The following is a 25,218-nucleotide window of genomic DNA, read 5'->3' as shown; positions in this document are numbered from 1 at the left end:
GTTCTGGCCCGCCCATCTTGCCTTGCGCGCCCGCGCCGGCAAGCCCGAAACGACCCGGCTGCGGCTGGTGCAGGGCGTTCCCGCGTGACGGTGGCCGCAGCTGCGGCCCCTCTCCCGGCACGGTCAGTCGGCAGCGACGCGCGCCTGCGCCACGATCACCTGCCGCTGCAATTCGGTCATCTCGATCGCCAGGCGGCGGGCATCATGGTCGATCCTCGACCACAGCAGGCCGAAGCCGATATCGGCGACAAGGGCGAAGGCGATCAGGACTTTCAGGGCGTCATCCATCTGCGGGTCTTCTCCGATGAGGTCAGGCGCGGAACTGCCCGGATCGGGTCCGGGCACAGGCTCAACCAAAGCGCATCCCCGCAGTTTTTCAACCACCGCCCCCGATCCCCGTGAAGGGAACCCGCTGAAAACGCGCGCCCGCCCAATTGCCGGGCAACTCGCGGCAGGGACAATGCCGCCATGTGCGGATCCTCGCCAGGGCGGCAGCACAGCGGCAAGCAGGACCCCGCCTGTCACGCGGCAGCCGGGCAGTTCCCGGCGACCTTTCAGCCTGCCGCCATCGCCAGGCGCGCGGCCCGGCGTTCGGCCTGCACGTCCGGGTCGGGGTCCAGTCCCGCCGCCAGCAGCGCCTGCGTATAGGGTTGGCGCGGGTTGTCGAAGATCTGGCGCACGGTGCCTGCCTCGACCACCCTGCCCTTCCGCATGACCATGACGTGATCGGCGAAGTCGCGCACCACCGGCAGGTCGTGGGCAATGAAGATGAAGGCGATGCCCAGGGACTTGCGCAGCCCGTCCAGAAGCTCGATCACCTGCGCCTGGACCGACACGTCCAGCGCCGAGACCGCCTCGTCGCAGATGATCAGTTCCGGCTCCAGCGCCAACGCGCGGGCGATGGCGATGCGCTGGCGCTGCCCGCCCGAGAACTGATGCGGGTATCGCCCGGCCATCTCGGGCTTCAGCCCGACCTGGTGCAGCAATTCGGCCGCGCGAGCCTTCCATTTCGACCGGGGCAGGATGCCGGGATGGATGACCCAACCCTCGGTGATCAGCTGCCAGACGGTCATGCGCGGATTGAGGCTTTGCGTCGGATCCTGGAACACCATCTGCAAGTCGCGGCGCAGGGCGAACAGCTGGCGTTCCGGCATGGCGAACAGGTCCTGTCCCTTCCACAGGGCCTGGCCGCCGGTCGGTTCCTCCAGCCGCAAGAGCATCTTGGCCACGGTCGATTTGCCCGAGCCGCTTTCGCCGACGATGGCCAGGGTCTCGCCCGCCATCAGGTCGAAGGAGACATCCTCGACGGCGGCGAAATCGCCATAGACCTTGCGCGCACCCCGCACCGACAGCACCGGCTCGGCCGACGGCAGAGGGTCGTGCATCGCGCCCTTGCCGGGCGCCGCGCCGATCAGCTTGCGGGTATAGGGATGGGCGGGGTTGCGATAGACCTGCCGCGTATCGCCGGTCTCGACCACCTCGCCCGCATTCATCACCACCACGCGGTCGGCGATCTCGGCCACGACGCCAAGATCGTGGGTGATGATCAGCACGCCCATGCCGGTTTCCTGCTGCAATTCCTCCAGCAGGGCCAGGACCTCGGCCTGAACGGTCACGTCCAGCGCGGTCGTCGGTTCGTCCGCGATCAGCAGGTCGGGCTTCAGCGCCAAGGCCATCGCGATCATCAGCCGCTGGCGCTGCCCGCCCGAGAACTGGTGCGGATATTTCCCCATCGAGCCCTCGGGGTCCGGGATGCCGACGCGGCCCAACAGCCGCAGCGCCTCGGCCCGCGCCTGCGGGCGGGACATGCCATGGGCGGTCATCGTCTCGACGATCTGCCAGCCGACGGTATAGACCGGGTTCAGATGGCTCAGCGGGTCCTGGAAGATCATCGCGATCTTGTGGCCGTTGACCTTGCGGCGTTCCGAGGCGCTCAGCTTCAGCAGGTCGCGGCCCTCGAAGATGATCTGGCCGCTGGTGATCCGGCCCGGCGGCATGTCGATCAGGTCCATGATCGCCGAGGACGACACCGACTTGCCCGAGCCGCTTTCGCCAAGGATCGCCAGCGTCTCGCCCCGGTCCAGATCGAAGCTGACATTCTTCACCGCCCGGACGGTGCCCGCCGCCGTGTGAAACTCGACCGACAGGTTTTTCACCTGCAACATCGGCTCAGCCATTCCTGCGCCCCCTCATTTCAAGCCGCCAGCGTTGGGTCGGGTCCAGCGCGATGCGCATCCAGCCGGACAGCAGGTTCAGGGACAGCGTGGTCAGGATGATCGCAAGGCCGGGCCAGAAGGACAGCCACCACGCAGTCGTCAGATATTGCCGCCCCTGGCTGATCATCAGCCCCCAGGTGATTTCCGGCGGCTGGATGCCGATGCCCAGGAAGGACAGAGAGCTTTCGGCCAGCATCACGAAGGCGAAGTCCAGCGTGGCGATGGTCATCAGCGTCGGCAGCACCACCGGCAGGATATGGCGGAAGACGATCCGCCGGGGCGAGGCGCCCATCACCCTGGCGGCCTGGACGAACATGCGTTCCCGCACCTCCAGCACCTCGGCGCGGGCGGTGCGCAGATAGACCGGGATGCGGGTGATCGCCAGGACGATCACCAGGTTCAGGATCGACGGCCCCAGGATATACAGCACCACCACCGCCAGAAGCAGCGAGGGGAAGGACATGATCACATCGGCCAGCCGCATGATCGCCTGCCCCGTGCGCGGCCCGGCATAGCCCGCGACCAGCCCCAGCACCGTCCCGATCAGGGCCGAGAAGAACACCGCGCCCCCTGCCACCATCATCGTGTTCTGGGTCGCGACGACGATCCGCGCCAGCAGCGGGCGGCCAAGCGCATCCGCGCCCAGGATCCACAGCCAGCCGCGTTCCCACTCGAACGGCGGCGCGTTGCGCCCGCGCAGGTTCTGCTTTTGCGCCACCTCGCCCAGCCATGTCGGCCCGATCACCGCAAGGACCAGCACCAGCGTCAGGAACAGCACCGCCGCCAGCGCGAACTTGTCGGCCCAGAGCATGCGGGCGAAACGGACCAGCGGCTTCGGCTCGTCGGGGATGATGTCGATGCTGGTCATGGCTCAGTACCGGATGCGCGGATCGAGCAGCGCATAGGCCAGGTCGATCAGCAGGTTCATGATAAAGATGGCGATGGCAGTGATCATGATCGCCGCCAGCACGACGTTGAAATCGCGTTGCAGGATGGAATCGATCATCAGCTTGCCGACACCGGGAAAGCCGAAGATCGTCTCGATCACCACCGCGCCGTTCAGAAGCGCCGCCGCCTGGTCGCCGATCACGGTGATGACCGGCAGCATGGCGTTGCGCAGCGCGTGGACGAAGATGATCGGGCGCGTCCTCACGCCCTTGGCCCGCGCGGTCTTCACATAGGCCGAGGACAGCGCGTTGATCATCGAGCCGCGCACCACCTGCACGATCAGCCCGAAGGGGCGGATGAACAGCACGCCGATGGGCAGGATCCAGTGCCAGACGCTGCCCGTCCCCGAGGTCGGCAGCCAGCCCAGCCCCACGGAAAAGACCACGATGGCGACGATGGCCACCCAGAAATCCGGCGCCGAAGCCCCGATCAGCGAGGTCAGCGAGGCGATGCGGTCGAAGAACCCGCCCACCCGGAACGCCGCCAGAGAGCCGACGACGATGGCCGCCGCCGTCACCAGCGTCATGGTGATGACGGCCAGCTGCAGCGTCCACAGGAAGGCTTCGCTGACCACCTCGAAGGCCGGGCGCGCGCGGCGCACGGAATCGCCGAAATCCAGATGCAGCAGGTCCCAGACATAGCGGCCGAACTGCACCAGGATCGGATCGTTCAGCCCGTGTATCTCGCGAAACTGCCGGCGCATCTCCTCGGAGGCTTCCGAGGGCAGGTAAAGCGCCGCCGGATCGCCCGTCAGCCGCGACAGGAAGAAAACGGCGACGACCAGCAGGATCAGCGAGATCAGGCTGGCGAATGCGCGTTTGCGTATGAAACTCATCATGGCCGAAGGCTCCGGTCGGTTTGGGCGGGGATGGCCCCCGCCCGGCTGTCAGGTCACTTGAAGGCGATATCCGCCAGCGGAAGCTGCGAATTCGTCGCCATCGTCGGCGTCCAGTCCAGGCGCTCGTTCACGCGGCTGAAGCCGACCATGTGGAACAGCAGCAGGTCGGCCACCACATCGTCGTGCAGATAGGCGTGCAGCTCTTTCCACAGCGCCTCGCGCTCGTCCCCGGTCGCGGCCTGCGCGCGGTTGATCAGGTCGTCGACCTTGGGATCGCTGATCCCCGACTGCCGCCCGTCCGAGGCATATTTGAAATACATCGAGAAGGACGGATCGCCGCGCGAATTGTCATGCATGGCGACGACCACCATCGGCCCGCGCCCCTCGGGATAGGGCTTGGAATACAGGTCCTCGAACTCGGCCACTTCGTAGAATTGCAGCTGGACGGTGAAACCCGCCTCTTGCAGCATCTGCTGGACCGCTTCCAGGATCTCGACGTTGTTGGGGAAGTTCGCGGTGCGGCCGATCAGCGTGATCGGCGTATCGACGGCGACGCCATCGGCCCTGGCTTCCTCCAGCAGGCGCGCGGCCTCCTCGGGGTCATAGGGCCAGACCTCGACGGCCTCGTTCCAGCCAAGCGTGGGGGGCGGATAGACGGCACTGGCCAGCAGCGCGCCCTCGGGGACCAGCGTGCCGATGAAGGCCTCGCGGTCGATGGCCAGGTTCAGCGCCTTGCGCACCCGCAGGTCGTCGAAGGGCGCGACCGAGTGATCCAGCCGGCCATAGACCGTCTCGCTGTCCAGGTATGAAAAATCGGTCGCCGGATTGGTCGCGTCCAGCGCCGCGATCGAGGGCGAGATGTCGGCCTCGCCCGTCGCCACCATCGCCGCGCGGACCGCAGGATCGGCCCGGAACAGATAGGTCGCCCCGGTCACCGCGGGCGTCTCGCCCCAGTAATCGTCGCGCTGGCTCAGCACGATGCGCTGGCCCGGCGTCCATTCGGTCAGGGTATAGGGGCCGGTGCCGATGGGCTCGCGCACGAATTCGACCGGGGTTTCCTCGGGCACGATCGAGATCAGGGTCAGCAGCAGGGGCAGGATCGGCTGCTGGGGATCGGCCTTGAAGTCGATGGTATGGTCGTCCACCACCTCGGCCTCGATGGTCATACCGCCGAAATAGCGCGGCACCTCGCAGGTGATCGAGGGGTCCATCGCCCGGTCGAAGGAATGCTTCACGTCGCGCGCGTCGAAACCCGTCCCATCGGAGAAGGTCACGCCCTGCCGCAGGTGGAAGCGCCAGGAGCCATCCTCCAGCTGTTCCCAGCTTTCGGCCAGCTTCGGCTGCAACCCGCCGCCCTGGCGCAGGTCCAGGAAGGCCAGCGTCTCGTTGATGTTCTGAAGCGTCACCCGCCCGATATTCGAGCGCGTGGACATGCAGGGCTCCAGCAGGTCCACCTCTTCGTTCAGCACGATGCGGACGGTGCTGTCCTGCGCGAAAGCGGGGGTCAGCATCGTCGCGGCGGCAAGCGTCCCCCATATCAAGGATCTTCTGATCATTCGTTCCTCCCGTGGATATCGGATCAATTCATTCGACGGTTCTTGCGCGGCGCGAGGCGCGGGACGCGATCAGGGCCGCAAGGCAGATCAGCACGCCGCCGATCCAGACCGAGGGCTTCGCCACTTCCGAAAACAGCAGATAGCCCAGCACGGCGACCAGCGGCAGCCGCAGGAAATCGACCGGCGCGACGATGGACGCATCGGCCAGGCTGAAGGCATGGGTCATCAGCGCCATGCAGCCCGCGCCCAGAACGCCTTGCAACGCCAGCAGGCCCAGCTGTCCGGCGCTCGGCATGGTCAGGAATGGCAGCGCCAGCAGGAAGGCCAGCGGGACGGTCAGCAGCAGGTTCCAGATCACCAGCGTCGCCGTCCGGTCGCCCGAGGACATGCTTTTCAGCATCAGCTGGATCACCGCCTGCACCACGGCCCCGATCAGCGCGAAGCCGATCGCCGGCGTCAGGCCGGCACCGGCCGGCCCGGCCACCAGGAACGCCCCGCAAAAGCCGGTGGCGACAGCCAGGATCTTCATCCCGCCCAGCCTTTCGCCCAGCATCAGCGAGGCGCCAAGCACCACGAAGATCGGCGAGGTGAAGGCGATGGCCGTCACATCCGTCAGCGGTCCCCGCGCGAAGGCGGCAAAGAATGCGACCAGCGCAACCAGCTTCAGCGCCGCACGGATCAGATGCTGGCGCAGCGGATAGGCCGATTCCAGCACCGAGGGCCGCATCACCGCCATCGGCAGAACCACCAGCGCGCCGAACAGGGCGCGGGTGAAGGCAATCATCATCGGATGAACGCCGCCGTCCAGCTGCCGCACGATGGCGGCATCGACGGCAGAAAGCGCGGCACCCATCGCCGCCAGCCCGACCGCCAGCATCGCTGTCCCGCCTCGTGCAACCGTCCAGGCCATGCCCCCTCCGAAAACCCGCGCCGACACTCCTCCAGCACGGTTGCCGAACCATCGGACAGGTCATCAATTTTGTCAATAAAAAATCTCCAGAAGATCATGATCTCAGGATGCTTGCATTTATATATCTGTTTTTACTATATTAATTTACATCACGCGCAACGTATCCGTTCAGTTTTTTATCTTTCAACTTGACAACTGCTTTCGTTATGCGCTGTCTTCCCGTCAATTCGACGCAGGAGAAGCATATGCGACCAGAGGATATCGCGCAGCGCATGGACGGGCGCCTGACCAGCGCAACGGAGGGGATGCAGCAGGCATTCCTGCCCTCGCCCATGGTGCAGAATCATGCCGCCTTCCTGTCGCTGGCCGATGACGGCGCGCTGATCTGCGCCTGGTTCGGCGGCACGCTGGAGGGCAAGTCGGACATCTCGATCCATGCCTCGGTGCTGCTGCCCGGCGCGGATGCCTGGGGACCCGCGCAAAGGCTCAGCCACGATCCCGGCCATTCCGAGCAGAACCCGGTGATCTTCGCCGCGCCCAATGGCGGGCTGTGGCTGTTTCACACCTCGCAGCCCTCGGGCAATCAGGACCAGTGCCGCATCCGCATGGCGGCGCTCAGCCGCGACGGGGTGGCGATCACCGCCAAGGAGGGGCGCTTCCTGGACCTGCCGCGCGGCTGTTTCGTGCGCGCCCCGGTCCGGCTGCGCGGTGACGGCGCCTGGCTGCTGCCGATTTTCCGCTGCGTCCAGCGCCCCGGCCAGAAATGGAACGGCAGCCACGACACCGCCGCGATGGGCGTCTCGATGGATGGCGGGCAAAGCTGGCGGTTGCAGGACGTGCCGGACTCTGTCGGCTCGGTCCATATGAGCCCGGTCGATCTGGGCGAAGGGCGCATGGCCGCCTTCTATCGCCGCCGCCAGTCCGATTTCGTCCACCGCTCGGACAGCGCGGATGGCGGGCACAGCTGGGCCGCGCCGGTGGCGACGGACGTGCCGAACAACAATTCCTCGATCGCCGCCATCACCCTGCGCGACGGGCGGATCGCGATGATCTGCAACCCGGTCAATGCCGCGATGTCGCCCGACCGCCGCGCCTCGCTGTATGACGAGCTGGGCGAGGACGACGACCGCCCCGACGCCGATCCCGCAGGCGGCTGCGTGCCCGTCTGGGGTGTGCGGCGCGCGCCGGTGGCGATCTGCATATCCAGCGACGGCGGGCGAACCTTCCCGCGGCGTTACCTGGTCGAGGACGGGCCGGGCACATGCACCTCGAACGATTCCACCGACGGGCGCAACAAGGAGATGTCCTATCCCTGGCTGCTGGAAGGCCCGGACGGCACCCTGCACCTCGCCTATACCTACCACCGCCGCGCCATCAAATACCTGCAACTGCAACCCGGCTGGGAAAGCCGCCTTTCGGAGGCTCTGGCATGAGCGACATCATCGGCATCACCATGGGCGACCCCGCCGGCGTCGGCCCCGAGATCAGCGTCAGGGCGCTGGCCGACATGCCGCCCGAGGACCGGGCGCGGACGCTGATCTATGGAAACCGCGCCACGTTGGAGGCCGCGAAGGCGGTCGCAGGCATCGAGCTGGACCTGGCCGACCGGGTGGTGAACATCGACTATGACGGCGCCCCCCTGCCCTGGGGACAACTGTCCCCGGTCGCGGGCGACGCAGCCTTCCGCTTCATCCAGCGCGCCGTCCAGGACGCGCAGGCCGGCCGGATCGGCTGCATCGTCACCGCGCCCATCAACAAGGAGGCGCTGAACGCCGCCGGCCATCACTATGACGGCCATACCGGCATGTTGCGCAGCCTGACCGGGGCGAAGGCCGCCTATATGCTGCTGGCATCGGACCGGCTGAAGGTCATCCATGTCTCGACCCATGTTTCGCTGAAGGACGCCATCGCCCGCGCCACGACCGAGCGGGTGCTGGCGACGATCCGCGCAGGCAACGCCCATCTGAAGCGCATCGGCGTCAGTGCGCCACGCATCGCGGTGGCGGGCATCAACCCCCATTGCGGCGAGAACGGGCTGTTCGGGACCGAGGACGGCGACCAGATCGCCCCCGCCGTCGCCGCCGCCCGCGCCGAGGGGATCGACGCCCACGGCCCGATTTCCGCCGATACCGTGTTCCACCGCGCCTATTCCGGCGGCTTTGATCTGGTGGTCGCGCAATATCACGATCAGGGCCATATCCCGATCAAGCTGGTGGCTTTCGACACGGCGGTGAACGTCTCGGTCGAACTGCCCATCGACCGCACTTCGGTCGATCACGGCACGGCGTTTGATATCGCGGGCAAGGGCGTCGCCGATCACGGCAACATGAATTCCGCCATCGCCTATGCCCGCAAACTGGTTTCCGGAGGATCGAGATGAGCTTCGCCATCGAGGGCGTCTATTGCGCCGCAGCCACGCCCCTGAAAGCCGACGGCACCCCCGACCTGCCCCTGTTCGGCGCCCATGCCAGGGCACTGATCGAGGAAGGCTGCCACGGCATCGCCATGCTGGGCTCGACCGGCGAGGCGAACAGCTTTTCCGTGCGCGAGCGCATGGACCTGCTGGAAGCCGCGATCGCGGGCGGCACCCGGCCCGACCAGCTGCTGCCCGGCACCTCGTCCTGCGCGGTGACGGATGCGGTCGAACTGACCCGCCACGCGGTGCAGGCGGGCGTCAAGGGCGTGGTGCTGCTGCCGCCCTTCTATTACACCGCCTTCAGCGACGAGAGCCTGTTCCGCTTCTATGCCTCGATCATCGAAAAGGTCGCGGATGATCGGCTGAAGGTGATCCTCTATCACATCCCGATGCTGACCGGCGTGCCGATCAGCCACGAATTGATCGCGATGCTGGTCGAAGCCTTCCCTGACACCGTGGTCGGCATCAAGGACAGCGACGGCAAGATCGAGAACATGCACGCGATGTCCGCCCGCTTCCCCGGTTTCGCCGTGCTGGCCGGGGCCGATCCGCTGCTGCTGCCGGTCCTGCAGGGCGGCGGCGCGGGCTGCATCACCGCCAGCTCGAACCTCGTCGCACGGGAATTGCGGGTGGTTTACGACCATTGGAACGACCCGGCGAAGGCCGCCGAGGTGAAGGCCGCGCAGGACGTGATCGTCGCGTGGCGCAACCTGACCAACAGCTACACCCAGCTTCCCACCGTCAAGACCATGCTGGCCAGGCGCCGCGGCGACATGGGCTGGATGAACGTGCATCCGCCCTTCTCGCCCCTGTCCGAAGGCGAGGCCGCGAAGGTCTGGGCCGTCATGGACGAATTGGAGGGCAAGGCATGAGCATGAGCCGCACCATCACCCTGCATCAGCCGAAACGGCTGGAAATCGGGGCGGGCGCCTCGGCCCGCGTCGGCGCATGGGCGCATGACGCGCGGAATGTTCTGGTCATCGCCAGCCCGCATACCGCCGGTTTCGCGGACAGGCTGGGGCTTGCGGGCCGGGTCTCGGTCTTCGACGCCATTCCGGGCGAGCCCGACATCACCACGCTTGACGCCGCCATTGCTACAGCGCGCGAGGCCCGGCCCGACCTGGTGATCGGGCTTGGCGGCGGCTCGGTCATGGACGTGGCCAAGCTGGTCGCGGCGATGTGGGACGGCGAGCAATCGCTGGCCGACGTCGCCGGGCCGAACCGGGTCTCGGGTCGCCGCTCCGGCCTTGTGCAGATCGCGACCACGGCGGGCACCGGGTCCGAGGCGGGCATCCGCGCGCTGATCACCGATCCCGGCAAGGGCAACAAGATCGCGGTGGAAAGCCCGCATCTGATCGCCGACCTGGCGGTGCTGGACCCCGAGCTGACCTTCTCGGTCCCGCCTGCGGTGACGGCGGCGACCGGGATCGACGCGATGGCCCATTGCGTCGAGGCCTTCACCAACAAGAATGCCCATCCGGTGATCGACGGCTTTGCGCGCATGGGGATCGACCTCGTCGGCCGCTACCTTGCACGCGCCGTCCGCGACGGCTCGGATACCGAGGCGCGAGAGGGGATGATGCTGGCATCCTTCTACGGCGGCATCTGCCTTGGCCCGGTCAATACGGCTGCGGGGCATGCGCTGGCCTATCCGCTTGGCACGCTGCTGCACCTGCCGCACGGACTGGCCAATGCGATCATCTTCCCGCATGTGCTGGCCTTCAACGAACCCGTGGCCCAGGCCAAGACCGCCGAGATCGTGGCCGCTCTGGGCCTTGGCGAAGGCGATCTGCTGGCCCGCGCCCATGCCTTCTGCGCGGATCTGGGGGTCGAGATGCGGCTGTCCGCGCATGGCGCGACCGAGGACCAGCTGCCGCGTTTCGCCCAGGACGCCCATGCCATCCGCCGCCTGATGGACAACAACCCCCGCGACATGACGCCCGAGGAGGTTCTGGCCATCTACCGCGCCGCTTTCTGAGGCGCGAACCGATGAAGCTGTGCATCATCGCCGACGACCTGACCGGCGCGCTGGACAGCGCCGCGCCCTTCGCCGGGCGCGGGCTGGCGGTTCAGGTCGCGCTGTCGCCCGAGGCGGTAGCGTCAGTCGCGGCAAGCGGCGCGCAGGTGATGGCGGTCAGCACCCGCTCGCGCGACGGCAATGAGGACGCGGCACGGGCGGCAATGGCGCAGGTCGTGGCGGCGCTGCCCGCGGGCGTGCCGATCCTGAAGAAGATCGACTCGCGGCTGAAGGGGCATGTCGCCGCCGAACTCGCGGTGCTGGACCCGGCGCGGATGCTGGTCGCCCCCGCCATTCCCGATTTCGGGCGTCTCACGCAGGACGGCCATGTCCGGGGCCACGGCGTCGCCCGGCCCCTTTCCATCGCCGAAGCCCTTGGGCCGCTGGCCGGCCGCGCCATCATCCCCGACGTGACCAGCGCCGCGGAAATGACTGCCGCGCTGGACAGGATGCAACCGGGCGACCTGCTGGTCGGCGCGCGCGGGCTGGCCGAGGCGCTGGCGATCCGCATGACCGGACAACCCGCAGCCACGCCGGTCACCCCGCGCGCCGCGCGCAGCCTGCTGGTCATCGGCTCTCGCGATCCGATCACGGTGGAACAGGCGCGGCGGGTGCAGGCCTCGGGGCTGGCGGCGGTCCTGCCCGCCCCCCTGGGCGAGGCGGCGCCGGACACCACCGCACCGCATCTGCTGGTGCAGGCGGTGGCGGGGCAGGCCACGCGAACCGGATCGCAGGTCGCCGAAGCCTTGGCCCGCAGCGTCCATCCCCGGCTGACCGCCGGCCGGCAGGCGCTGCTTCTGTCGGGCGGCGCGACTGCCGAGGCGGTGCTGGCGCATATGGGCATCACCTCGCTGCGGCTTGCGGGCGAATGCCTGCCTGGGTTAGCTGTGGCATATGGGGGCGAAATCAGCATCATCGCCAAATCCGGGGGCTTCGGCGCGGCCGATACCCTCGTCACCTTGCTGGAGATGTTTCAGGGGCAGAACTGATGGCGGAGCCGGAAAAGCGGGCGCGGAAATCCCTCAGCGAGATCGTCTTCGAACGGATGGAACGGGCGATCAAGTCGGGCTCTTATCGCCCCGACGAAAGACTGCCGACCGAACATGACCTGGCCGCCGAATTCGAGGTCTCGCGCCCCGTGATCCGCGATGCGCTGAAAAAGCTGCGCGAGCGCGGGCTGATCTATTCGCGCCAGGGCGCGGGCAGTTTCGTGCGCACCATCGGGTTGAAGCAGCCGCTCGGCTTCGGGCCGCTGGAAAACGTCTCGGACCTGCTCAGCTGCTATGAGTTCCGCCTGACGCTGGAACCCGCCGCCGCCGCCTGCGCCGCCGAGCGGCGCGACGATGACGCGCTGGAACGGATCGGCGCCGCGCTGGAGCTGATGCGCGACGCCACCAACCGCCAGAGCCATCGCGAGGATGCCGATTTCCAGTTCCACCTGGCGATCGCGATCGCTTCCGAGAACAGCTATTTCTCGATCGCGATGGAGGCGCTGAAGGACCATATCGCCGTCGGAATGCGCTTCCACGGCGCCTCGGTCAAGCGCGAGGCCAGCGGGCTGGCGCGGGTCTTCGACGAACATGCGGAGATCTTCGAGGCGATCCGGCTGCAGGACGGTGCCCGCGCGCGCGACCTGATGCGCGATCACCTGACCCATTCGCGCGACCGGCTGTTCACAAGGCGCAAGCCCGCCCTCGTGTCCGACGCCGGCAACGGCCCGCCACTGGCCACCCGAGGCCAGCCCTGACCTTTCCGCCGGCCTGCTACCCTGCCGCGACGCCGCCGGGCGCTCAGCCCGCGCGGCGCAGCCCCGGCGCGGCGGCCAGGAAACCGTCCGCGAAACCCGCGCCCGGCATCAGCTCGCGCAGCCGCGCCAGCGCCTCGGCCTTGCCGGTGGGGTTCTGGGTGATCCGGTCGTAGAACGCGACGATGGCGGCGAAATCGCCGATCTGCGGCGACAGGCGCAGCGCGCCCGTGCCGATGGCCGTCAGTTCCGCGACCTGGCCCGCCACCGTCGTATGGGCCTGCCCCAGCACCTGCACGCCGTTCACCGCCAAGAAGCCGTCGCCGTCCAGCGTCTGCACCTCGCGCCCGTCGGGATCCTGTTCGCAGACGAACTGGCAGCTGTCCTTGGCCCGGTCGTGCAGCCGAGCGTGATAGCAGCGCCCCGAGATCGCCAGCGGCACGCGGCCATGGCCCCAGACCTCGATGGCGACCCCGGCACCCCGGCCCGCCCGCACCAGCGTGGCGACCGAGGCCAGCGGCAGCTCCGGCGGCAGGCAGATCCGGGTCGCGCCCTTTCTTGCCAGCCATTCCAGCGTGCCCTCGTTATAGACATTCACCATCGGGCCGACCTGGAAGGCCGTGCCCTCGGGCAGGTGCCGCAGCGCGCCCAGATCCGCGATCTCGACCGGCAGGCCGGCGGCGAACAGCTCCTCGGTTAACTTGCGCTCGCGCGCCAGCGTGATCAGCGCCAGCGAGGACAGCGCGACCTCCTTGCCCGCGGCCAGCAGATGCGCGACCGCGCCGGGGATCTCTTGCTGCCAGAAGGGCAGCCGCTTCGAGCAGACCCATTCGCCGATCACCACCCGCCGCACCGGCGTGGCCGCGATCATGCGATAGAAGGCGCGCACCCGTTTGGCGGGCCAGAAGAAGGCGATGGGGCCGATGGTCAGGTCCATGGCTACCTCCAGGTCTTGGCATAGGCGCCGGTGGTGGCGGCCTGGCCCTCGGTCAGCTTCGCCAGCAGCCCGGCGGGCATGGGGGCGCCGGCATCGGCCGCCTCGACGGCGGCGCGGAAGGCGCGCACCACCTGCGCCACATAGGCGCGCGAGCGTTGCCGCCCCTCGATCTTCAGCGCGGTGACCCCGGCCTTTTGCAGCTTCGGGATCAGCTCGGTCGCATCCAGGCTGACCGGGTCCTCGAAAAGGTGGCCGGTCTGGGCCGGGCCGCTCGGCGTGGCGGGCGCGGTGAAGCAGCCCTTGCACAGCGTCGGATAGGGCACGGGAGCCCCCTTCGGCGTGCGGTGGATCAGCAGCCCGCCAAGCCGCGCCTCGTTATGGCCGCCGACCTCGGCATAGGCGACATGGCTGGCGGGGGAACAGACGCCGTTCATGTTCGGCGACAGGCCAGTCGCCCAGGACGACAGCGAGCAGCGCCCCTCGGCCATCACGCAGAGCCCGCCGAAGACGAAGACCTCGGTTTCCACCTCGATCTCGCGGTTGGTGGCGGCAATTTCGTCAACGGTCAGCACGCGGGGCAGGACCACGCGGCGGATGCCGAAGGCCTCGGCATAGAGGTTGATCGCATCCGGGTTGGCCGCCGCGGCCTGCACCGACAGATGCAGGCGCAGGCCGGGATGGGCCTCGGCCGCATGGGCGATCAGGCCCAGATCGGCCAGGATCACCGCATGGGCGCCCGCCGCATGGGCATCCGCGACCGCCCGATGCCAGATCGCCTGATCGCCCGCGCGGGGAAAGGTGTTGATCGCGACCAGCACCCTGACACCCCGCGCCGCGGCATAGGCGATCCCCTCGGCCAGTTCGGGGCGCGAGAAGTTCAGCCCCGGAAAGTTGCGGGCGTTGGTCTCGTCCGCAAAGCCGCAATAGACCGCATGGGCGCCCGCATCCACCGCCGCGCGCAGGGCGGCGGGCGTGCCCGCGGGGCAGACCAGTTCCATCATCGCATCGCCTCCTGCCTGCTCAGCGCCAGCCCGCTCTGCCGCGCCGCGAAGCCCGAGGCCCGGCGCAGCCAGCCATCGAAAGGCCGGCCGGGGATGGCGGCCAGTTCCTCGGTCAGGTCAAGCTCGGCATCGTCCAGCGCATTGCGCAGCGCCAGCACCGCCGAGGTATCGCCGGCGATCTCCAGCTCGCCCGAGAAGAACAGCGCATCCCCGTCCTCGACCCCGTGCAGCATCGCCAGGAAGGCCGGCAGCCGCCCGCGGATCGCGGCGTCATGCCGCGGCACGGCGCGGCGCGGATGCGCGGTGATGCGGCGCGCGCCCGGTTCCATCAGCAGCAGCAGCGGCGAATCCCGCAGGTCGATCAGGAAGCGGGCGCCGCCATGCGGGCCAAGCCGCGACAGGATCGCGGGCTTGCGCCGCGCGATCCGGCGCAGCAGCCGGGTCAGCGCGAAGCCCGCCGCCTGCGCGGCAAGCGGCGGAAGGGGCAGGCGCGACGGCGCGGAAGGGCGGCGAAACCGGGTCATGCGGCAAGCCTAGGCCGAAAAACCCGCCGCCGATTTGACCAAAGTCAAGTCGGGCGCGCCAAGGCGCCCTAGATTGCCCCCTGCCCTGACCGGAGCCGACGATGCGCCGCCTTCCCCCCTTTCCCGACCTGCGCGCCTTCCTGGATCATGCGACGGCGCAGGGCGACCTGGCGCGGATCGCAGATCCGGTCTCGCTGCGCCACGAGATGACGGCGGTGCAGCTGGCCGCCCTGCGCCGCAAGGGGCCGGTGCTGCGTTTTGATACCCATGACGGGCCGGCGATGCCGGTGATCGCCAATCTCTTCGGCACGCGCGGGCGGGTCGCTGCGGGGCTGGGACTGCTGCCCGACCAGATCCCGGCCTTCGGCGAATTCCTCGCCAGCCTGCGCAGCCCCGCCCCGCCCGAGGGGATGCGCGACGCATTGTCGCGCTGGCCGGTGCTGCGGGCGGCCCTGGCCGCGCGGCCCAGGGTGATGACCCGCGCGCCGGTCCAGCAGGACGACCTGCCCGGCCTCGACGCCCTGCCGGTGCAGACGCCCTGGCCCGAGGATGGCGGGCCGCTGATCACCTGGCCGGTGGTGATGACCCGCCCGCATGGCTCGCAGGCGGGCGAGACCGCGCGCTACAACCTCGGCGTCTATCGCGCGCAGGTGCTGGGGCCGGACCGGCTGATCCTGCGATGGCTGGCCCATCGCGGCGGCGCCGCCCATCATCGCGGCTGGATGCGCGCGGGCCAGCCGATGCCGGTCGCCGTCGCGCTTGGCGCCGATCCGGCGCTGCTGCTGGCCGCCGCCCTGCCCCTGCCCGAAACCGTCTCCGAACTCGGCTTCTCGGGCGTGCTGCGCGGCCAGCGCACCGACCTGGCCAGCTGCCGGACGGTGCCGATGCTGGCCCCCGCGCGCGCCGAGATCCTGGTCGAGGGCTGGGTCCATCCCGGCGACACCGCCCCCGAGGGCCCGTTCGGCGACCATACCGGCTATTACAACGCCGTCGAGCCCTTCCCGGTGATGCGCGTCACCGCCATCACCTGCCGCGAGGCGCCCCTCTACCTGTCCACCGTGACCGGCCGCCCGCCCGACGAGCCCTCGGTGATCGGCGAGGTGTTCAACGAGCTTGCCCTGCCGGTGATCCGCGCCCAGATCCCCGAGCTGCTGGACCTGTGGCTGCCGCCCGCCGCCTGTTCCTATCGCATGGCGGTGGTCAGGATCGACAAGCGCTATCCGGGCCAGGCGCGGCGGGTGATGATGGCGCTGTGGGGGATGCTGCCGCAGTTCAGCTATACCAAGATCATCGTCGTGGTGGACGGCGACCTGGACATCCGCGACTGGGACGACATCGCCTGGGCCATGGCCACGCGCATGGACCCGGCGCGCGACGTGATGCTGGTCGACGGCACACCAATGGATTACCTGGACTTCGCCTCGCCGCTGGAGGGGCTGGCGGGCAAGATCGGCGTCGACGCCACCACCAAGATCGGACCCGAGACCGCGCGCGCATGGGGCCGCGAGATGCGCCTGGACCCCGCGCATCTGGCACGGGCCGAGGCGCTGCTGGCCGGGATCCTGCCATGAGGGTGGTGCTGGGCGTCTCGGGTGCCTCGGGCGCCGCGCTGGCGCTGGATTGCGCCGCCGCCCTGCGCCGCGCCGGGGCCAGGCTGGACCTGGTGCTCTCGGCCATGGCCGAGCGCACGCTGGCAGATGAAGTGGGGCCGGATGCGCAGGCGCGGCTCTGCGCCATGGCGGCGCGGGTCCATCCGCGCGGCGATCTGGGGGCGGCGATCGCTTCGGGCTCTTGCCCGGTGGCGGGGATGATCGTCGCGCCCTGCTCGATGCGCAGCCTGGCCGCCATCGCCCAGGGTTTCGACGACAACCTGCTGACCCGCGCCGCCGGAGTGCAGCTGAAGGAACGCCGCCCGCTGGTCCTCCTGGCGCGCGAGGCGCCGCTGACGCTGGCGCATCTGAGAAACATGCAGGCGGCCACGGAAATGGGCGCCGTGATCCTGCCGCCGGTTCCCGCCTTCTACCTGCGCCCGGCAAGCCTTGCCGAGGCCACCGCCCAGATCGCGGCCCGCGCCGTCGACATGCTGCGCCTCGCGCCACCCCAGGCGCGGGCCTGGTCGCCCGACCGGACCGCCGGAACCCCCTGACCGGCACGCCTCCCGGCCTTTCGCGGCCCCGGACGTTTTGACATGCGAGCCGGGATCGCAGGTCGGTCTCACCAGGCCCGAGGGGGGTGCAAGGCGGGGGTGACGCGCCGGGGAAAGGGCACCTGGCGAGGTCCCCAGCCGCCACCTTCGATTGAAACCCGCGACCGGATACGGCGTTCAGGACGAACGGCTTGCCCATTCAATCCGCAATATAATCAGTTAATGCGGATAACCCTGACAGCCGGCATTTCGGGGGCTTGCCATGACGGCATCGGATCTGCCGGCCATGGCGCCACCAACCCAGCTGCCCCTTGCCCTTTCGCCGCCCAGGATGCGGCCCGGATGGAGGTTTCGCGGCGAAACCTGTCGCTACCTTTCCAGCAGTGCCTGGATCTCCGCCATCAGGCTGTCCATCAGTTCCGCGGTCATCGCGGGGCCCTCGAAGCGCAGGATATAGCCCCGGCTGTCGGTCGCCCGGCGAATGGTGATGCCGCCCGAGGTGCGGATCGTCTGGCTGTCGATCCAGCCATAGCCCGCCGGGCTGGATTTCGGCCGCCCGCCGCGGCTGGCATCGCGCGGCCCCTGCTCGATCGCCCGGATTTCGGGCTCGATCACCAGCCATTCCTGTTCGGCATCCGCGGGCGGCCGGTCCGACAGGACCTTGCGCAAGCGCCCCTCGGCCCCGCGACGCAAGGCCGCCGCAAGGCGCAAGCCGCGGCGCTCGGTCAGGGCCTCGGGGAATTGCAGCATGTCGCCCAGTTCCTCGAAGATCAGCGCGAAGGACCGGACCTTCGACCGCTTGGCCTTGGAGCCGGTCGCGAACAGCTTGTCCACCGCATCCTCGGTATTGGCGAACGCCCCCTGGTTGGCGGCGATGACGGCGATCCTGCCGCGCTCGAAATGGCTCAGCTCCTCGCGGACCTCGTTCTCCTCGATCATCGAGACGAAAGCCGCATCGGCGTCGGAACGCGGCCGGATCAGCGCCCGGATATGGGTGTATTTCGGCGCCTCGGTCAGCTCCAGCAGCCCGCGCACCGCCAGCAGGCGGCGATAGCCCGACAGCAGGCCATAGCGCTGCCCCTCCCTGCCCGGCTTCTCCAGCTCGAAGACCTCGATCGGCAGCCGCAAGCCATGCGCCGCGATCGACTGGCGCAGCTCCTGCAGATCCTCCTCGCTCATCACCATGCGGTCGCGGATCATCGCGCCTTCGTCGATCTCCTCGACCGGCAGTTCGACCATCAGCAGCCCCTGCTCCTGCGCCTCGTGCAGCCGCGCCGCATCGGCCTCCAGCCGCGCCCGCGCCGCCCGCGCATCGGCGCTTTCGGTCTGCACCTGCGCGGCGCTGTCCGCCGCCACCTGCGCGATCGGCGCGATGCCGCGGGCGATCGCCGGCCGGTCCGAGGTTTCGCTGCGAAACTGCTGCTCGATCCTGTCCAGATCCGCGCTGCTCGGGGTCTCCAGACGCCTCCGTTTAACCATATTTCTGCTCCTCGGTCCGGCTTGCCTTTTCGGCCTGTTCCATCTGCAGATCGCGCCACCAGGTGCCAAGCACCAGTTCCTTCACCTCGGCCCAGGTGCGGTCGAAGGTCTCGCGGCCGCGGACATAGGTGTCGCGGTTGAATTCGCGGTAATCCGCCTCATAGATGCCGTTCACCTGCTCGCCCGCCTGGCCGACCATCGCGGTCATTTCCTGGCGATAGGTGGTCATGAAATCGCCGAAATAGGCCTGGATGACATTGGCCAGGTCCGTCTGCTGCGCCGCGTCGAAGCGGGTGATGATCGCCCGGACCGCGTCCCATTCGAAGCGCATCTCGGGCAGGCCGTCGCGGCGGCGGGCGGTATTCTCGCCGTCCTCGACGCTGGCGAAGGTCGAATAGAGCATGTCGAAGAACCGCCCCGTCGAATCGAATTCCAGGAAGCTGGCGCCAAGCGGCACCAGCAGGATATCCGCCGCCGCCAGCGCATTGATCGTCAGATAGCCAAGCGCGGGGGGGGTATCGAGGATGATGATGTCGTATTCGTCGACGATGCGGTCGTTCACCAGGCTGTTGCCGAGCGCATCCCAGAGCGGCCAGCCGCGCAGGCCCATCCGCCATACCGGCACCTGGAATTCCGCCCAGTAGAGGTTCAACTGCGCGCCCAGCAGGTCGATATTCGGCCAATGCGTCGGCTGGATCACGTCGCGGGCCGAGATCTTCAGCGCCTCGGTCAGGGTCTCGTCGAAGGGCAGGGGGGGCTGGCCGGCGGCCTCGCGCACCCGGTTCTCGTCCTGCAGCGCCAGGGCGTAGTCCTTGGCCAGAAGCGGGAAGGCGGTGGACCATTCGTCAGGCACCTGCCCACCCATGATCGAGGTCATGCTGCCCTGGCTGTCCAGGTCGACCACCAGCACCTTGTAGCCGTCCAGCGCGGCGGACATGGCAAGATGCGCGGCGGTCGAGGTCTTGCCGACGCCGCCCTTGAAATTCGCGACGGCGATGGTCTTGGCCGGCAGCCCCTCGGGGCGCCAGGGGCGGTATTCGCGATCCGCCGCGCCCTCGGTCGCGAAATGGTCGCGCAGGCGCAGCACGTCCTCCAGCGTGAACCACTTGGAATTCCCTTCGCCCATGCCCTGCGGCAGGTCGGGATACTTGCGCAGCACGCGGCGGAAATGCGCGGGCGCCACGGGGATCAGGTAACGGCAGATCTCCCAGGTGGAAAAACGGCGCAGCCGCTTGCGGCCGTCCGGGGCATAGCCGCGCTCGGCCAGGTCCTGGCGGCCGCGCGCCGCGAAGGCGGCGGCTTTCGCGAATCGGGCGGTGCCGATAGGTTCGGACAGGCGCTGCGCGGCGCGGGCCGGGTCGATGTTGAAATAGGGGGGAAGGGGTTCCTTGCCTGATGACATCTCGCTACCTCTGCGATGTGCTGCTTCGTTATGTGTTTTGGCGAAACTATTGCACATGTTTCGCCCCAAGAGAATCACCTTTGCCGGTTTCGCCGCGAAACTCCCCTCATTCCGAGGAAAGGCAGCGGCATAAAGCTTGTAGAATGTTTAAGGACTTTAGAATCTTTGGGTCCAGAAAATCATTTTTTGGCAATGCCTTGTCGGAACAATGGCACCCGGATACGGGGAATGGGGGACCCGGATACGGGATGAAGGGGACCCGGACACGGGACGAGCGGCACCGATTCGCAGGCAGAGGGGTATTCCTTTGCGGGATGGCCTGAAAACGCCGCTTTCGGGCCGGAAAAGCGGTCTTGGGTGCTGTTCGCGGTCCTGTAGACGGGTACCCATGACCGGGGTTTTCGCGGCGGGTACCCGTTTACGGGAATCCCGATCCGCCCGGATAAGGACCCAGGGAAATGTTGCGCCAAGGTACCTGATGGGTCATACTGCCGGCAACGATAAGACGGGCAGGGCAATGGACGAGATTCCTCGCGATCAGCTGACGGGCGCCTTGCGCCGCGGCGCGGTCAAGAAACATGTGGCGGCGATCCATGTCTCGGGCAAGCTGACGCTGCTGCAGCGCAAGCTGTCGAACGTGCTGCTGCTGAACGCCTATGACACGCTGACCAGCCGCACCCGCCACCAGATCGACGCGCGGACGCTGTGCCTGATGATCGGCTACAACTCGAACGACATGGAGACGCTGAAACAGTCGCTGCGCGGGCTGGCCGAGACGGTGGCGGAATGGGACATGCTGGACGAGAAGGGCCAGCAGGAATGGGGCGTGTCCAGCCTGCTCAGCTATGCCAAGCTGAAGGGCGGGATCTGCGAATACGCCTATTCGCCGGCGCTGGCCGAGAAGCTGCACGACCCGAAGGTCTTCGCGCTGATCAACCTGAACATCCAGCGGCGCTTCACCTCGGGCCATGCGCTGGCGCTGTACGAGAACTGCTATCGCTTCGTCAGGACCGGATCGACCGGCTGGTGGCCGCTGGACCTGTTCCGCCGGCTGATGGGCGTCGACGGATCAAGCTATTACGAGACCTTCAAGCACCTGAACGCCAAGGTCATCAAGCCGGCCGTGGCCGAGGTCAACAAGACCAGCAACATCCTGCTGACGCCCGAGACGCGCAAGCAGGGCAGGGTGGTCACCGACCTGCGCTTTCGCATCAAGGAGAACCCGCAGCTGGCGATCCTGGACATCGACGATGGCGAGGGGATGCGCCACGGGCCGGTCTATGCCCGGCTGCGGGGCCTGGGCGTCAGCGACCGGCTGGCGCGGCAATGGCTGTCGTCGCATGGCGAGGACCAGGTGACGGCCAAGCTGGACTATGTGGAATCGCGCAAGAACGTGAAAAGCAAGGTCGGCTATCTGAGCGCGGCGCTGGACGGCGATTTCGGCGCGGCCGCGGATGGGGAGGCGGCGACGGATGCCGTTCCCAACCTGCGGGCCGAGCGGCTGCGCCGCATCCTGGAGGCGGTCAAGGCGCGCACGCCGACGCAGCGCGATGCCGACCGGCGGCTGTTCCTGAGCCAGTTGCCCGACGGCAAGGCGCGCGAGGACTTCACCCGCCATGGCTGGATGTCGCCCCTGAACGCCGCGCGGATCGCCGCCTTCTGGGAGGAGATGTCGCCGGGGCTGCTGGCGGGGCTGGAAGAGGTTTCCTGAACGCCCCGCCGGGTCTGCCTATTCGATGCGCGCCAGGGGGGCGTCATGGGCCAGCACCTGGCCGGCATCCGCCAGGCGCGACAGGCGGCCGGCGCGATGGGCCTCGATGCGGGTTTCCATCTTCATCGCCTCGATCACCGCTACGACCTGGCCGGCTTCGACCTGGTCGCCGTCATGGGCCTGCCACAGCGTCAGCGTGCCTGCGACCGGGGCGCGCAGCAGGGCGTCGTCATGGGTGGGCGCGTCGGGCAGGGCAGGGGGGTGGTCGCCCGAGGGCCGCGCGGCCAGCAGCCCGGCGGGCAGGCCCAGCTCGTGCCGCCGGCCGTCGATCTCGATCGCGACGCGCAGCATCGGGGGCGCGGCGGCGGGCTCGACGCGGGCATGGGGGGCGACCGCGTCGGCCAGGACTTCGGCGAAATCGGTCTCGATCCAGCGGGTATGGACGCCGAAGGCGCCGTCCTCGGCGCGGAAATCGGGGGCGGCCAGCACTGCGCGGTGGAAGGGCAGGACCGAGGCCACGCCCTCGATGCGGAATTCGGACAGGGCGCGGGCGGCGCGCTGAAGCGCCTCGGCGCGGGTGGCGCCGGTCACGATCAGCTTGGCCATCATCGAATCGTAATGGCCGGGCACGGTCGAGCCGGTCTGAACCCCGCTGTCGATGCGGATGCCGGGACCCGAGGGCGGCTGCCACAGCTCGACCGGGCCGGGGGTGGGCAGGAAGCCGCGGCCCGGATCCTCGGCATTGATGCGGAATTCGATGGAATGGCCGCGCGGCGCGGGCACCTCGCCCTCGGCCAGCCGCGCGCCCCGGGCCACGCGGATCATCGCGCGGACAAGGTCGATGCCGGTGGTTTCCTCGGTCACGGGATGTTCGACCTGCAGGCGCGTGTTCACCTCGAGGAAAGAGATCGTGCCATTGGCCGACAGCAGGAATTCCACCGTGCCCGCGCCGCTATAGCCGGCATGGGCGCAGATCGCGCGGGCCGATTCGTGGATGCGGGCGCGCTGGTCGTCCGTCAGGAACGGGGCAGGGGCCTCTTCCACCAGCTTCTGGTTGCGGCGCTGCAGCGAGCAGTCGCGGGTGCCCAGCACCCGGACCGTGCCGTGGCGGTCGGCCAGCACCTGCGCCTCGATATGGCGGGGGCGGTCCAGGAACTGCTCGATGAAGCATTCGCCGCGGCCGAAGGCGACCTCGGCCTCGCGGGTGGCGCTGTCGAAAAGCTCCTCGACCTCGTCCAGCTGCCAGGCGACCTTCATGCCGCGCCCGCCGCCGCCGAAGGCGGCCTTGATGGCGATGGGCAACCCGTGCTGCTTCGCGAATTCCAGCGCCTCGGCCGGGCTGGCGACCGGGCCGGGCGTGCCGGCGACCAGCGGCGCGCCGACGGTTTCGGCGATACGGCGGGCCTCGATCTTGTCGCCGAGCGCCTCGATCACCTTCGGGTCGGGGCCGATCCAGATCAGGCCGGCATCCTGCACGGCCTGGGCAAATTCGGCGCGCTCGGACAGGAAGCCATAGCCCGGATGGATCGCATCCGCCCCGGATTTGCGGGCGATGGCGATGATCTTGTCCGCATCCAGATAGGTTTCCGCGGGCCGGTCGCCCCCCAGCGCATAGGCGTGGTCGGCCATGCGCACGAAGATCGCGTCGCGGTCGGCGTCGGAATGGATGGCGACGGTCTCGATCCCCTCGTCGCGGCAGGCGCGGATCACGCGGACGGCGATTTCCCCGCGATTGGCGATCAGCAGGCGGCGGATCGGGCGCAGCTCGCCCTGGTCGATGAAAAGCGTCATGGTTGCCTCGCGGGGGTGATGGGGGCGAAGGGGCCGGCGGCGGCGAAGCGGATGCGGGCGCCGGGCGGGATCTGGCCGGCAAGGTCCAGCGCCTGCGGCATCAGCGTCGCGATCACCGGATAGCCGCCGGTCAGCGGGTGGTCGGCCAGGAACAGCACCGGCTGGCCGGAATGGGGGATCTGGATGGCGCCGGTCTCGGTCCCCTCGGACGGCAGCTCGCGCGCGTCGTCGCGGGTCAGCGGCTGTTCGCCCTTCAGGCGGATGCCGACGCGAGAGCTTTCCGGCGTCACCAGCCATTCCTGGTCCAGGAAATGCCGGATCATGTCATCGCTGAACCAGTCCGTGCGCGGGCCAAGCGTGACCGGCAGCGTGACCAGGTCGCCCGCCACCGGCAGTTCCGGCGCGGGTTCCGGCAGGGCGAGGACGGCCCCGGCCGGACGGTTCGCGGGCTCCAGCACCGTGCCGGGCCGGGCGGCGGGCGGGCCGATGAAGGCCAGCGTGTCGGTCGCGGCAGAGCCCAGCACCGGCGCCACCCGGAACCCGCCGCGCAGCGCCAGATAGCTGCGCATGCCGCGGGCGGGGGGCGCAATCAGCAGCGTGTCGCCGGCATCCATCGCGAAAGCCAGGCCCGGCGTGACGGGCACTTCGCGGCCGTCGCGGGCGATTCGCGCGGCGTCAACGGCGCCGGTCAGCGCCAGGGTCAGGGCGCGACTGGCATGGAAGCGCACCGGGCCGAGGGTGATTTCCAGCACCGCCTCGCCCGCTGGGTTGCCAAGGGCGCGGTTGGCGCGATGCGCCGCGGACCGGTCGAGCGCGCCGGAACCCGAGACGCCCTGGCCGCCCTGGCCGGGCCGCCCGTCGTCCTGGAACAGCACCGGAAAGGCGCTGGCCTGCAATTCCAGCCCGCCATTGGGGGCCGGTGCGGGCGCGGCCTCGGGCAGCGCGGTCGAGGGGTAGGACTGCGCCTCGCCCCGCAGGAAACGCGCGCGCAGGCCGGGGCGCAGCAGCGCGGGCGGGTCGCGGTCGAGGTCCCACATGGGGACGCGGGTGCGGCCGATCAGCTGCCAGCCGCCGGGGGTTTCCTGCGGATAGACGCCGCAGAACCGCCCCGCCAGCGCCACCGAACCCGCCGGGATGCGGGTGCGCGGCGCGGGCCGGCGCGGCAGCTCGAAGCGCGGATCGTCGCAGGTCATATAGGCGAAGCCCGGCGCGAAGCCGCAGAAGGCGACCTGCCAGGTGGCCTGCTGGTGGGCGGCGATCACCTCGGCCGTGGACAGGTCCAGATGCGCGGCGACATCGTCCAGGTCCTCGCCGTCATAGATGGTGGGGATCTCGACGATCTCGGCCGGGCTGTCGCGGCGGGCGGCCGCGCCGGCGCCGCGCGACAGGATCCGCGCGGCCAGCGCCGCATCGGCCGGGATGCCCGGCGCGGTGCGGATCATCAGCGTGCGGGCGGCGGGGATGATCTCGGCCAGGCCGGGCAGGGGGTCGACTAGTAACGCGTCGAACAGCGCCAGGGTGTGGTCCAGGTCGGCCAGCTCGACCAGCAATGTGCGGGGCCCGATGGGCAGGAAGCGCATGG

22 protein-coding genes are annotated in these 25,218 nt (G+C 68.9%); 9 read left to right on the top strand and 13 right to left on the bottom strand.

The window, feature by feature from the left end; translation table 11 throughout:
- Positions 1 to 123: 123 nt before the first annotated feature.
- From C9E82_RS24370 to C9E82_RS03995, 6 genes are all read right to left on the bottom strand, one after another.
- Positions 124 to 288 (bottom strand): hypothetical protein, encoded by a 165-nt coding sequence (locus tag C9E82_RS24370; protein ID WP_170162034.1) that lies wholly within the window; start codon positions 286 to 288, stop codon positions 124 to 126.
- Positions 289 to 554: 266 nt separating this feature from the next.
- Positions 555 to 2,177 carry an ABC transporter ATP-binding protein gene (locus C9E82_RS04015; protein WP_119897494.1) on the bottom strand — a complete coding sequence of 541 codons (1,623 nt, stop codon included), beginning with the start codon at positions 2,175 to 2,177 and terminating at the stop codon, positions 555 to 557.
- Positions 2,170 to 3,084 (bottom strand): ABC transporter permease, encoded by a 915-nt coding sequence (locus tag C9E82_RS04010; RefSeq protein ID WP_119897493.1) that lies wholly within the window; start codon positions 3,082 to 3,084, stop codon positions 2,170 to 2,172. Before C9E82_RS04010 ends, C9E82_RS04015 begins: the two co-directional genes overlap by 8 nt.
- Positions 3,085 to 3,087: 3 nt before the next feature.
- A complete protein-coding gene (locus C9E82_RS04005; RefSeq protein ID WP_119897492.1) occupies positions 3,088 to 4,002 on the bottom strand; it encodes an ABC transporter permease in 915 nt (304 codons plus the stop codon).
- A 53-nt stretch (positions 4,003 to 4,055) separates the two neighbouring features.
- Positions 4,056 to 5,558, bottom strand: coding sequence for an ABC transporter substrate-binding protein (locus C9E82_RS04000; protein ID WP_119897491.1), 1,503 nt, complete (start codon positions 5,556 to 5,558; stop codon positions 4,056 to 4,058).
- A gap of 28 nt (positions 5,559 to 5,586) precedes the next feature.
- Positions 5,587 to 6,468 carry a DMT family transporter gene (locus tag C9E82_RS03995; protein ID WP_240643483.1) on the bottom strand — a complete coding sequence of 294 codons (882 nt, stop codon included), beginning with the start codon at positions 6,466 to 6,468 and terminating at the stop codon, positions 5,587 to 5,589.
- Positions 6,469 to 6,713: 245 nt separating this feature from the next.
- On the opposite strand from C9E82_RS03995, the gene C9E82_RS03990 reads away from it, so the two are divergent.
- From C9E82_RS03990 to C9E82_RS03965, 6 genes are read left to right on the top strand one after another with little or no spacing between them, the layout of a single operon-like run.
- A complete protein-coding gene (locus tag C9E82_RS03990; protein ID WP_119897489.1) occupies positions 6,714 to 7,901 on the top strand; it encodes a sialidase family protein in 1,188 nt (395 codons plus the stop codon).
- Complete coding sequence (gene pdxA / locus C9E82_RS03985; protein ID WP_119897488.1) at positions 7,898 to 8,848, top strand: 4-hydroxythreonine-4-phosphate dehydrogenase PdxA; 951 nt, start codon at positions 7,898 to 7,900, stop codon at positions 8,846 to 8,848. The genes C9E82_RS03990 and pdxA overlap by 4 nt, the downstream gene beginning before the upstream one ends.
- Entirely contained in the window at positions 8,845 to 9,756 is a 912-nt protein-coding gene (locus tag C9E82_RS03980) for a dihydrodipicolinate synthase family protein (protein ID WP_119897487.1), read from the top strand. The genes pdxA and C9E82_RS03980 overlap by 4 nt, the downstream gene beginning before the upstream one ends.
- Positions 9,753 to 10,862: an iron-containing alcohol dehydrogenase gene (locus C9E82_RS03975; RefSeq protein WP_170162033.1), complete on the top strand. Its 1,110-nt coding sequence runs from the start codon at positions 9,753 to 9,755 to the stop codon at positions 10,860 to 10,862. Before C9E82_RS03980 ends, C9E82_RS03975 begins: the two co-directional genes overlap by 4 nt.
- An 11-nt stretch (positions 10,863 to 10,873) precedes the next feature.
- The gene (locus C9E82_RS25235; RefSeq protein WP_119897485.1) at positions 10,874 to 11,890 is read left to right on the top strand and encodes a four-carbon acid sugar kinase family protein; all 1,017 of its coding nucleotides are present in this window, start codon (positions 10,874 to 10,876) and stop codon (positions 11,888 to 11,890) included.
- A complete protein-coding gene (locus C9E82_RS03965) occupies positions 11,890 to 12,648 on the top strand; it encodes a FadR/GntR family transcriptional regulator (protein WP_119897484.1) in 759 nt (252 codons plus the stop codon). The genes C9E82_RS25235 and C9E82_RS03965 overlap by 1 nt, the downstream gene beginning before the upstream one ends.
- Before the next feature lie 43 nt (positions 12,649 to 12,691).
- On the opposite strand, the gene ubiV is transcribed toward C9E82_RS03965, so the two are convergent.
- The 3 genes from ubiV to ubiT are packed head-to-tail and all read right to left on the bottom strand — an operon-like array spanning position 12,692 to position 15,107.
- Complete coding sequence (gene ubiV / locus C9E82_RS03960; RefSeq protein WP_119897483.1) at positions 12,692 to 13,582, bottom strand: ubiquinone anaerobic biosynthesis protein UbiV; 891 nt, start codon at positions 13,580 to 13,582, stop codon at positions 12,692 to 12,694.
- A gap of 2 nt (positions 13,583 to 13,584) precedes the next feature.
- Positions 13,585 to 14,580 carry a ubiquinone anaerobic biosynthesis protein UbiU gene (gene ubiU, locus C9E82_RS03955; RefSeq protein ID WP_119897519.1) on the bottom strand — a complete coding sequence of 332 codons (996 nt, stop codon included), beginning with the start codon at positions 14,578 to 14,580 and terminating at the stop codon, positions 13,585 to 13,587.
- Positions 14,580 to 15,107 carry a ubiquinone anaerobic biosynthesis accessory factor UbiT gene (ubiT, locus tag C9E82_RS03950; RefSeq protein ID WP_119897482.1) on the bottom strand — a complete coding sequence of 176 codons (528 nt, stop codon included), beginning with the start codon at positions 15,105 to 15,107 and terminating at the stop codon, positions 14,580 to 14,582. The genes ubiU and ubiT overlap by 1 nt, the downstream gene beginning before the upstream one ends.
- A gap of 101 nt (positions 15,108 to 15,208) precedes the next feature.
- Between ubiT and C9E82_RS03945 the strand changes: the two genes are divergently transcribed.
- Positions 15,209 to 16,678 (top strand): UbiD family decarboxylase, encoded by a 1,470-nt coding sequence (locus C9E82_RS03945; RefSeq protein WP_119897481.1) that lies wholly within the window; start codon positions 15,209 to 15,211, stop codon positions 16,676 to 16,678.
- Positions 16,675 to 17,253 (top strand): UbiX family flavin prenyltransferase, encoded by a 579-nt coding sequence (locus C9E82_RS03940; protein WP_119897480.1) that lies wholly within the window; start codon positions 16,675 to 16,677, stop codon positions 17,251 to 17,253. The genes C9E82_RS03945 and C9E82_RS03940 overlap by 4 nt, the downstream gene beginning before the upstream one ends.
- Before the next feature lie 369 nt (positions 17,254 to 17,622).
- Here C9E82_RS03940 and C9E82_RS03935 read toward each other — a convergent pair whose 3' ends face one another.
- Both C9E82_RS03935 and C9E82_RS03930 read right to left on the bottom strand, forming a co-directional pair.
- Positions 17,623 to 18,732, bottom strand: a complete 1,110-nt coding sequence (locus C9E82_RS03935) for a ParB/RepB/Spo0J family partition protein (protein ID WP_119897479.1) — start codon at positions 18,730 to 18,732, stop codon at positions 17,623 to 17,625.
- A complete protein-coding gene (locus tag C9E82_RS03930) occupies positions 18,725 to 20,134 on the bottom strand; it encodes an AAA family ATPase (protein WP_119897478.1) in 1,410 nt (469 codons plus the stop codon). The genes C9E82_RS03935 and C9E82_RS03930 overlap by 8 nt, the downstream gene beginning before the upstream one ends.
- 517 nt (positions 20,135 to 20,651) lie before the next feature.
- On the opposite strand from C9E82_RS03930, the gene C9E82_RS03925 reads away from it, so the two are divergent.
- Entirely contained in the window at positions 20,652 to 21,845 is a 1,194-nt protein-coding gene (locus C9E82_RS03925; protein ID WP_119897477.1) for a replication initiation protein, read from the top strand.
- 18 nt (positions 21,846 to 21,863) lie between these two features.
- On the opposite strand, the gene C9E82_RS03920 is transcribed toward C9E82_RS03925, so the two are convergent.
- Positions 21,864 to 23,636, bottom strand: a complete 1,773-nt coding sequence (locus tag C9E82_RS03920) for an acetyl/propionyl/methylcrotonyl-CoA carboxylase subunit alpha (RefSeq protein WP_221035969.1) — start codon at positions 23,634 to 23,636, stop codon at positions 21,864 to 21,866.
- On the bottom strand, positions 23,633 to 25,216 hold the full coding sequence (locus C9E82_RS03915) for an urea amidolyase family protein (protein WP_119899060.1): 1,584 nt from the start codon (positions 25,214 to 25,216) through the stop codon (positions 23,633 to 23,635). The genes C9E82_RS03920 and C9E82_RS03915 overlap by 4 nt, the downstream gene beginning before the upstream one ends.
- Between the last annotated feature and the right edge of the window lie 2 nt (positions 25,217 to 25,218).

It is taken from the genome of Paracoccus sigandri, assembly GCF_003709565.1.
Taxonomy (GTDB): Bacteria; Pseudomonadota; Alphaproteobacteria; order Rhodobacterales; family Rhodobacteraceae; genus Paracoccus; species Paracoccus siganidrum.
The sequence above is the reverse complement of the archived record's forward strand: the minus strand, read 5'-3'. Positions and strand labels throughout refer to the sequence as shown.

What these genes read in the sequence shown, in the direction of transcription:
- C9E82_RS24370 (WP_170162034.1), bottom strand. Translation starts at nt 288, where the DNA reads ATGGATGACGCCCTGAAAGTCCTGATCGCCTTCGCCCTTGTCGCCGAT.
- C9E82_RS04015 (WP_119897494.1), bottom strand. Translation starts at nt 2,177, where the DNA reads ATGGCTGAGCCGATGTTGCAGGTGAAAAACCTGTCGGTCGAGTTTCAC.
- C9E82_RS04010 (WP_119897493.1), bottom strand. Translation starts at nt 3,084, where the DNA reads ATGACCAGCATCGACATCATCCCCGACGAGCCGAAGCCGCTGGTCCGT.
- C9E82_RS04005 (WP_119897492.1), bottom strand. Translation starts at nt 4,002, where the DNA reads ATGATGAGTTTCATACGCAAACGCGCATTCGCCAGCCTGATCTCGCTG.
- C9E82_RS04000 (WP_119897491.1), bottom strand. Translation starts at nt 5,558, where the DNA reads ATGATCAGAAGATCCTTGATATGGGGGACGCTTGCCGCCGCGACGATG.
- C9E82_RS03995 (WP_240643483.1), bottom strand. Translation starts at nt 6,468, where the DNA reads ATGGCCTGGACGGTTGCACGAGGCGGGACAGCGATGCTGGCGGTCGGG.
- C9E82_RS03990 (WP_119897489.1), top strand. Translation starts at nt 6,714, where the DNA reads ATGCGACCAGAGGATATCGCGCAGCGCATGGACGGGCGCCTGACCAGC.
- pdxA (WP_119897488.1), top strand. Translation starts at nt 7,898, where the DNA reads ATGAGCGACATCATCGGCATCACCATGGGCGACCCCGCCGGCGTCGGC.
- C9E82_RS03980 (WP_119897487.1), top strand. Translation starts at nt 8,845, where the DNA reads ATGAGCTTCGCCATCGAGGGCGTCTATTGCGCCGCAGCCACGCCCCTG.
- C9E82_RS03975 (WP_170162033.1), top strand. Translation starts at nt 9,753, where the DNA reads ATGAGCATGAGCCGCACCATCACCCTGCATCAGCCGAAACGGCTGGAA.
- C9E82_RS25235 (WP_119897485.1), top strand. Translation starts at nt 10,874, where the DNA reads ATGAAGCTGTGCATCATCGCCGACGACCTGACCGGCGCGCTGGACAGC.
- C9E82_RS03965 (WP_119897484.1), top strand. Translation starts at nt 11,890, where the DNA reads ATGGCGGAGCCGGAAAAGCGGGCGCGGAAATCCCTCAGCGAGATCGTC.
- ubiV (WP_119897483.1), bottom strand. Translation starts at nt 13,582, where the DNA reads ATGGACCTGACCATCGGCCCCATCGCCTTCTTCTGGCCCGCCAAACGG.
- ubiU (WP_119897519.1), bottom strand. Translation starts at nt 14,580, where the DNA reads ATGGAACTGGTCTGCCCCGCGGGCACGCCCGCCGCCCTGCGCGCGGCG.
- ubiT (WP_119897482.1), bottom strand. Translation starts at nt 15,107, where the DNA reads ATGACCCGGTTTCGCCGCCCTTCCGCGCCGTCGCGCCTGCCCCTTCCG.
- C9E82_RS03945 (WP_119897481.1), top strand. Translation starts at nt 15,209, where the DNA reads ATGCGCCGCCTTCCCCCCTTTCCCGACCTGCGCGCCTTCCTGGATCAT.
- C9E82_RS03940 (WP_119897480.1), top strand. Translation starts at nt 16,675, where the DNA reads ATGAGGGTGGTGCTGGGCGTCTCGGGTGCCTCGGGCGCCGCGCTGGCG.
- C9E82_RS03935 (WP_119897479.1), bottom strand. Translation starts at nt 18,732, where the DNA reads ATGGTTAAACGGAGGCGTCTGGAGACCCCGAGCAGCGCGGATCTGGAC.
- C9E82_RS03930 (WP_119897478.1), bottom strand. Translation starts at nt 20,134, where the DNA reads ATGTCATCAGGCAAGGAACCCCTTCCCCCCTATTTCAACATCGACCCG.
- C9E82_RS03925 (WP_119897477.1), top strand. Translation starts at nt 20,652, where the DNA reads ATGGACGAGATTCCTCGCGATCAGCTGACGGGCGCCTTGCGCCGCGGC.
- C9E82_RS03920 (WP_221035969.1), bottom strand. Translation starts at nt 23,636, where the DNA reads ATGACGCTTTTCATCGACCAGGGCGAGCTGCGCCCGATCCGCCGCCTG.
- C9E82_RS03915 (WP_119899060.1), bottom strand. Translation starts at nt 25,216, where the DNA reads ATGCGCTTCCTGCCCATCGGGCCCCGCACATTGCTGGTCGAGCTGGCC.